The organism is Paraperlucidibaca sp., from assembly GCF_982810325.1.
This window is the reverse complement of the sequence record NZ_CEYEMI010000027.1, coordinates 1-5558: the sequence shown is the minus strand read 5'-3', so window position 1 is coordinate 5558 and position 5558 is coordinate 1. Positions and strand designations below refer to the sequence as shown.

General features: G+C 52.3%; 4 protein-coding genes and 3 tRNA genes. 3 read left to right on the top strand and 4 right to left on the bottom strand.

Annotated elements, in window-relative coordinates:
- Nucleotides 1-779: trigger factor (tig, locus tag AC3DKE_RS08960; protein ID WP_487990486.1), on the bottom strand; the 779-nt coding region annotated here is incomplete at its 3' end.
- Between the two features lie 237 nt (nucleotides 780-1016).
- Here tig and AC3DKE_RS08955 point away from each other — a divergent pair.
- The 3 genes from AC3DKE_RS08955 to AC3DKE_RS08945 all read left to right on the top strand — a co-directional run bounded on the left by AC3DKE_RS08955 (nucleotide 1017) and on the right by AC3DKE_RS08945 (nucleotide 1292).
- A tRNA-Pro gene (locus AC3DKE_RS08955) sits at nucleotides 1017-1093 on the top strand.
- Between the two features lie 28 nt (nucleotides 1094-1121).
- Nucleotides 1122-1198, top strand: a tRNA-Arg gene (locus AC3DKE_RS08950).
- 18 nt (nucleotides 1199-1216) lie between these two features.
- Nucleotides 1217-1292, top strand: a tRNA-His gene (locus AC3DKE_RS08945).
- Between the two features lie 62 nt (nucleotides 1293-1354).
- Here AC3DKE_RS08945 and AC3DKE_RS08940 read toward each other — a convergent pair.
- From AC3DKE_RS08940 to AC3DKE_RS08930, 3 genes are all read right to left on the bottom strand, one after another.
- Entirely contained in the window at nucleotides 1355-2065 is a 711-nt protein-coding gene (locus AC3DKE_RS08940) for a lipoprotein intramolecular transacylase Lit (protein ID WP_411730091.1), read from the bottom strand.
- Complete coding sequence (locus AC3DKE_RS08935) at nucleotides 2065-5097, bottom strand: efflux RND transporter permease subunit (protein WP_487990485.1); 3033 nt, start codon at nucleotides 5095-5097, stop codon at nucleotides 2065-2067. Before AC3DKE_RS08935 ends, AC3DKE_RS08940 begins: the two co-directional genes overlap by 1 nt.
- On the bottom strand, nucleotides 5094-5558 hold a 465-nt coding region (locus AC3DKE_RS08930), incomplete at its 5' end, for an efflux RND transporter periplasmic adaptor subunit (protein ID WP_487990484.1). The genes AC3DKE_RS08935 and AC3DKE_RS08930, both read right to left, overlap by 4 nt.

Sequence of the window (5558 nt, the reverse complement as noted above, 5' to 3'; positions counted from 1 at the left end):
TCTGTCACGCCGAAGGCTTTCAGGAAAGTCTCGTCGATTTCAGGCAGTGTTTGCTTTTGCACTTTGTGTGCAGTGATTTTGAATACGGCTGCTTTGCCTTGCAGGTTTTCAGCTTGGTAGTCGGCTGGGAAAGTCACGTTAATGTCGCGCTCTTCACCGGCTTTAATACCAACAACGCCATCTTCAAAGCCTGGAATCATACGGCCTGAGCCGATAACCAGCTCAAAGTTGCTCGAGGTGCCGCCATCAAAAGCTTCACCATCGATGCTGCCAGCAAAGTCGACTAGCACTTTATCGCCATCAGCGGCTGCTTCTGTGCTGTCTTCAAAGCTTGCGCGTTGCTTGCGCAGGCTTTCGATCATTTCATTGATATCGGCATCATTGATTTCAACCACTGGACGCTCAACGCTGATGTCAGCGAAATTGCCTAAAGTGATTTCTGGATAAACTTCGACCAGGGCAGTGAAGCTCAGGTCTTCGCCAGCTTTATCGCTAACTTCTTCAATGCTGGGGTAGCCGGCTGGATTGAGCTTTTCTTGCGTCACGGCTTCATAAAAGCTGTCACGGATAATTTCGCCCAAGGCTTCTTGGCGAATAGAGTCGCCAAAGCGCTTTTGCACCACTGAAAGCGGCACTTTACCTGGGCGAAAGCCATCCATACGAATGGTGCGAGCTGCTTTCGCCACGCGGGCACTCACGTCTTGATCAATCTTTGTGGCCGGCACAACTACTTTGACGCGGCGCTCTATATTGGAAACGGTTTCTACAGTGACTTGCATGACAACCTCAAGACTTATGTGATTCACGGGAAATAAATGGGCGAGCAGCGTAAGACTGCAAAATCAAGGGACAGCATTATAGAGAATGCGGGGCAGAATAAAAGACCAAGCGTATTTGGGCGAAACTTTAAGCAATCGAACCAGCATTTGAGTTTTTCCTGTTGACGGCCTGCTCGCGGATTCGTAATATGCGGCCTCGCAAGTCGACGAGCCTTTTGGTAAGTTACTTACGATGTTCGGGGTATAGCGCAGTCCGGTAGCGCGCCTGGTTTGGGACCAGGATGTCGGGAGTTCGAATCTCTCTACCCCGACCACTTTTTCAAAGCTTTGGTACCGCGCTATGCGCTCGTAGCTCAGCTGGATAGAGCATCGGCCTTCTAAGCCGAGGGTCGCAGGTTCGAGTCCTGCCGGGCGCACCAGATTGCGCAAACTATGTGGTGGCCGTAGCTCAGTTGGTAGAGTCCCGGATTGTGATTCCGGTTGTCGTGGGTTCGAACCCCATCGGTCACCCCACTCCCCTTTCGTAACACCTCTATAAACACTTACTTACGATTGAATCGCAGCTTGCGGTTGTATTATTTCGTATTAGCTCGCCTTAGCAGCATCAGCATCACCACATAAATCATCAAACCGAGTAAGCCTAAGCTTGCGCCAATGCCGGCGAATAGGTCTGGCGCCTTCATCATCGTGCTCATTAACGAGTCTTGGTAAAAGAAAAACCACTCGTGACCGATGGGGAATACCCAATGATGTAGCTGATAAAACACGGGCTCGAAACCTGCTAAAGCCAATAGCACAACGAGTGCTGCCAGCAATGCTAGCAATAAGCCTCCCTGCCAGCGCCACTTAATCTCATCGATACGATGGCGCAACAGCCATAAGCCCGCCAACGTCAGCCCTGCTATCCAATACAAGGCCATGCGTAGCCAGTCGATTAGCGCGGCAACATCTTGTAGATGCACTACTTCTGGTTCGCGCAACAGTGCCTTAGTGGCGCCATAAGTATCGGTAAAGCGAATGTCCGCAAGACCTAAGCCGCTATTATGAATCGCGTGCACGATGGCATTGAACGCTGCTTGCTGCGCACTGGGCGTGATGGTGTCAAAACCTAAAATATAGCGATTCTGCGGGCCAAACTCGGCTATCTGTGCATGCAAATCTAGCCAGTCATACCAAAGCACATAGCCGTAATTAAACTCGGCATGTAGCCACCAGCTGATGCCTAACGCGACCAACAGCAGGCCGGCGAGTACGGCAAACCATGCTGCTTGGTAGCGAAATAGCATTAGCGCTCCAGCTTGTACCAGAGCGCATAAAGCGCCGGCACAAAGAACAGTGTGATGGCCGTGCCAACCGCAATGCCGCCAATTAGCACATAGGCCAGAGGGCCCCAGAAGCTATCGAAGGTGAGTGGAATAAAGGCAAAAACAGCGCAGATTGCGGTTAACACTACTGGCCTTGCGCGGCGTACAGCGGCCTCGATGACGGCATTCACTGGCGTCATATTCGACGCTAAGTTATCGGCAACTTGCTGGGTCAAAATCAGCGTATTACGCATGAGAATGCCGGCCAAACCAATTAAGCCGAGTAAGGCAACAAAGCCAAAGGGTTGGCCGAAAAGCAGCAAGGCTAAAACCGCGCCGATGATGCCCAAAGGCGCCGTTGCCACCACGATAAACATGCCGACAAAGCTGCGCATCTGCAGCATGACAAAGATCAGCATGAGCGCGATCATCAGCGGCTGCAGCTTTTGGATGGAGGCGTCGGCCTTGCCAGACTGCTCGACGCTGCCACCGATATCGATACGGTAATCTGGCGGTAGACGATTTCGCAGCTGCTCTGATGCCTGCCAAATAGTCGCTGTCATGTCATTAGGTTGTGCTCCGGAGACTTCGGCATGGACAGCAATAAAGGGCTCACGGTTATAGCGTTTTAACACCGGCTCTTCGTAGCGCACAGTGACATCACCAACTTGGGAAAGCGGCACCTTACGGCCATCTGCCGAGCGCAACTCTAGCCCAGCCAAACGCGCCTCAGAGCTACTATGACCTTTAGCCACCACTTCAACCAAGCGATTGCCTTTACGCAGCTGCGTAATTGGCCCGCCTTCAAGCTCAAATTGCAGCTGGCGCGACACTTCCGCTGGGGTTAGGCCAATTAAACGCAGGCGTTCGGTGTCCATGGCCACGTGCAAGATCGGTGCCCGCTCATCCCACTCAAGGTGCGGATCACGAATCGCAGGGTTCGCTGCCATGATTTCGCGCAGCTCTTTGGCAATGCCACGAAGCTTCTGCACGTCGGGGCCAACGACACGAAAGCTCACCGGCCAAGTCACAGGTGGTCCGTATAGCAGGCTGGCGACACGTACTCGAGCCTCAGGGAACTCACCACCATCGATGCGCTTTTGCAGCGTCGCGATAATCGTGTCGCGGTCTTCTTTGTTATGACCTACTGCTACCATTTTCGCGAAAGCAGGATCAGGCTGTTCGGGCAAGATCGAGATAAAGAAGCGTGGCGCACCGCCGCCAAGGTAGGTCGACAGCGTGCTGACTTCTGGCATGTCATGCAAAATCGCTTCTAACTTACGCGCGGTTTTATCGGTGACATCGATCGACGTGCCCTGCGGCATCGAGATGCTAATCATTACTTCTGGGCGATCTGAACTGGGGAAGAATTGCTTCTCTACTACAGTGGCCATGGCGATTATAGACAGTACGAGAATGCCTAAGGTGGCCATTACAACTAGGCCGCGATTCGCCACACAGCGGCGAACCCACGAGCGCATCCGGACATAGCCCGGTGTGTCATAGGGCGAATGGCCTTCGCTATGACTTGGGTTTGGCAACAATTTCACACCTAAATACGGCGTGAATGTCACCGCAACTAGCCATGAAACCGTGAGCGAAATTGCCAACACCCAGAAGATATTGCCGGCGTATTCGCCAACACCCGATTTAGCAAATCCAATCGGCACAAAACCCGCCACGGTCACTAAGGTGCCAAAGAGCATTGGGGCAGCTGTCACTTTCCATGCATACGATGCTGCTCGCACACGATCTAAGCCTTCCTCCATCTTCACGATCATCATTTCGATGGCAATAATGGCGTCATCGACCAAAAGCCCGAGCGCCAAAATCAATGCACCTAAGGTGATGCGATCGAGGTTGATATTCATGCTCAGCATGATCAAAAAGCTCAGTCCTAGCGTGATGGGAATAGCGATACCGACCACGATGCCAGCACGTAGACCAATGGCGACCACACTCACCGCCATCACCACCAACATGGCGACTAAGAACTTGAATTGAAATAAGTTTACTGCCGCTGAAATCGCATGCGCTTGGTTGGTCATGGCTTTAAATTCCATGCCCAAAGGCAAGCGTGCCTGCTCTGCGGTAATAAAATCAGCCAAGCGATCGCCTAAATCGAGGCCATTTTCGCCCTTCTTCATCACCATGCCGATGAGCAGCGCATCTTCGCCACGCGAGCGCACCACATACTGGCGCGGTTCTTCGTAGCCTTGGCGAATACTGGCAACATCTTGTAAGCGAATCAGCTTATTACCAATGCGAATCGGCACAGTAGCGAGCTGCTCGAGCTTGCTTAAATCATTATCGATGCGGACATAAATTCGCGGCCCAGCCGACTCAAAACGACCGGCAGGAAGCAGGCGATTATCTTCTTCAATAGCGGCAAAAATCTGCTGCGGCACGATGCCTAGGTTGACCAACTTTTGGCTATCAAACTCGAGGTATACCTTCTGCTTAGGCTCGCCAATAACAATGACTTTCTGAACGCCCTTAACACGGCCTAGGCGATCGCGAATACCGTCTAACGTGCTCAGTGCGTCGCGCATCGGCAGGCCCGGCGCGGTCAGCGACAGCACACTGAAGTAGACATCGGCAAAATCATCGTTTGATATTGGCCCAATGACACCTTGCGGCAGCAATGGCGCCAGATCTTGCATGCGTTTGCGCACTTCATAGAACAAATGCGGCATCTTTTCACTAAGCGTGGCGTCATCAAACTCAATAACAATATCGACTCGGCCAGGATGGATAATGCTTTCGATATGATAAACATTCTCTACTTCCTGGATACGCCGTTCGATCGGGTCGGCGAGCTGGCGCTGAATCTCCTCAGGCGAAGCGCCTGGCCATTGCGCCGATACCATCATGATGCGAACGGTAAATGCTGGGTCTTCAGCACGGCCTAGGGCAACAAAGGAGTAAATGCCGGCAAAAATCGATAGCACTAGAAAAAATAAGGTGAGTGCTCGTTGCTTTACCGCTATCGCCGATAGATTGGGAAAGCTCACTGCGCTAACTCCCGCACCGCCATGCCGGGCTTCAATAAATGCGTGCCGAGCACAATCAGCGATGTGTTGGCAGGGATCTCAGCCTTAATGCGTGCAGTTTCGCTGCTGAGCAAAGTCACTACAACCGGCATCGGTTGCGCCTTACCTTCTTTGATTAACCAAACGTGCGGGCCTTTACCGCGCTCATCCAAAGCACCTAGCGGCACTTCTAAAGTATTTTCAGTTAGGCTTGGCACGGCAAAGCGCGTTTGCATAATGGCGCCTAAGGCAGGCGCGGTGCTGGCGCCAACTAATTTATAGCGGGCGCGCTGAGTCCGACTCATGGCATCAAGAGCACCAGCTTTTTCGCTGAGCTTAATCGCTTCTTTCTTGCCTTCAGCGGTGATGATTTCACCTAATTCAGGTACTGGCATGCGATCGGGGAAAAATACTTCAACTTCGCGCTCGCCATCTTGAGCAAA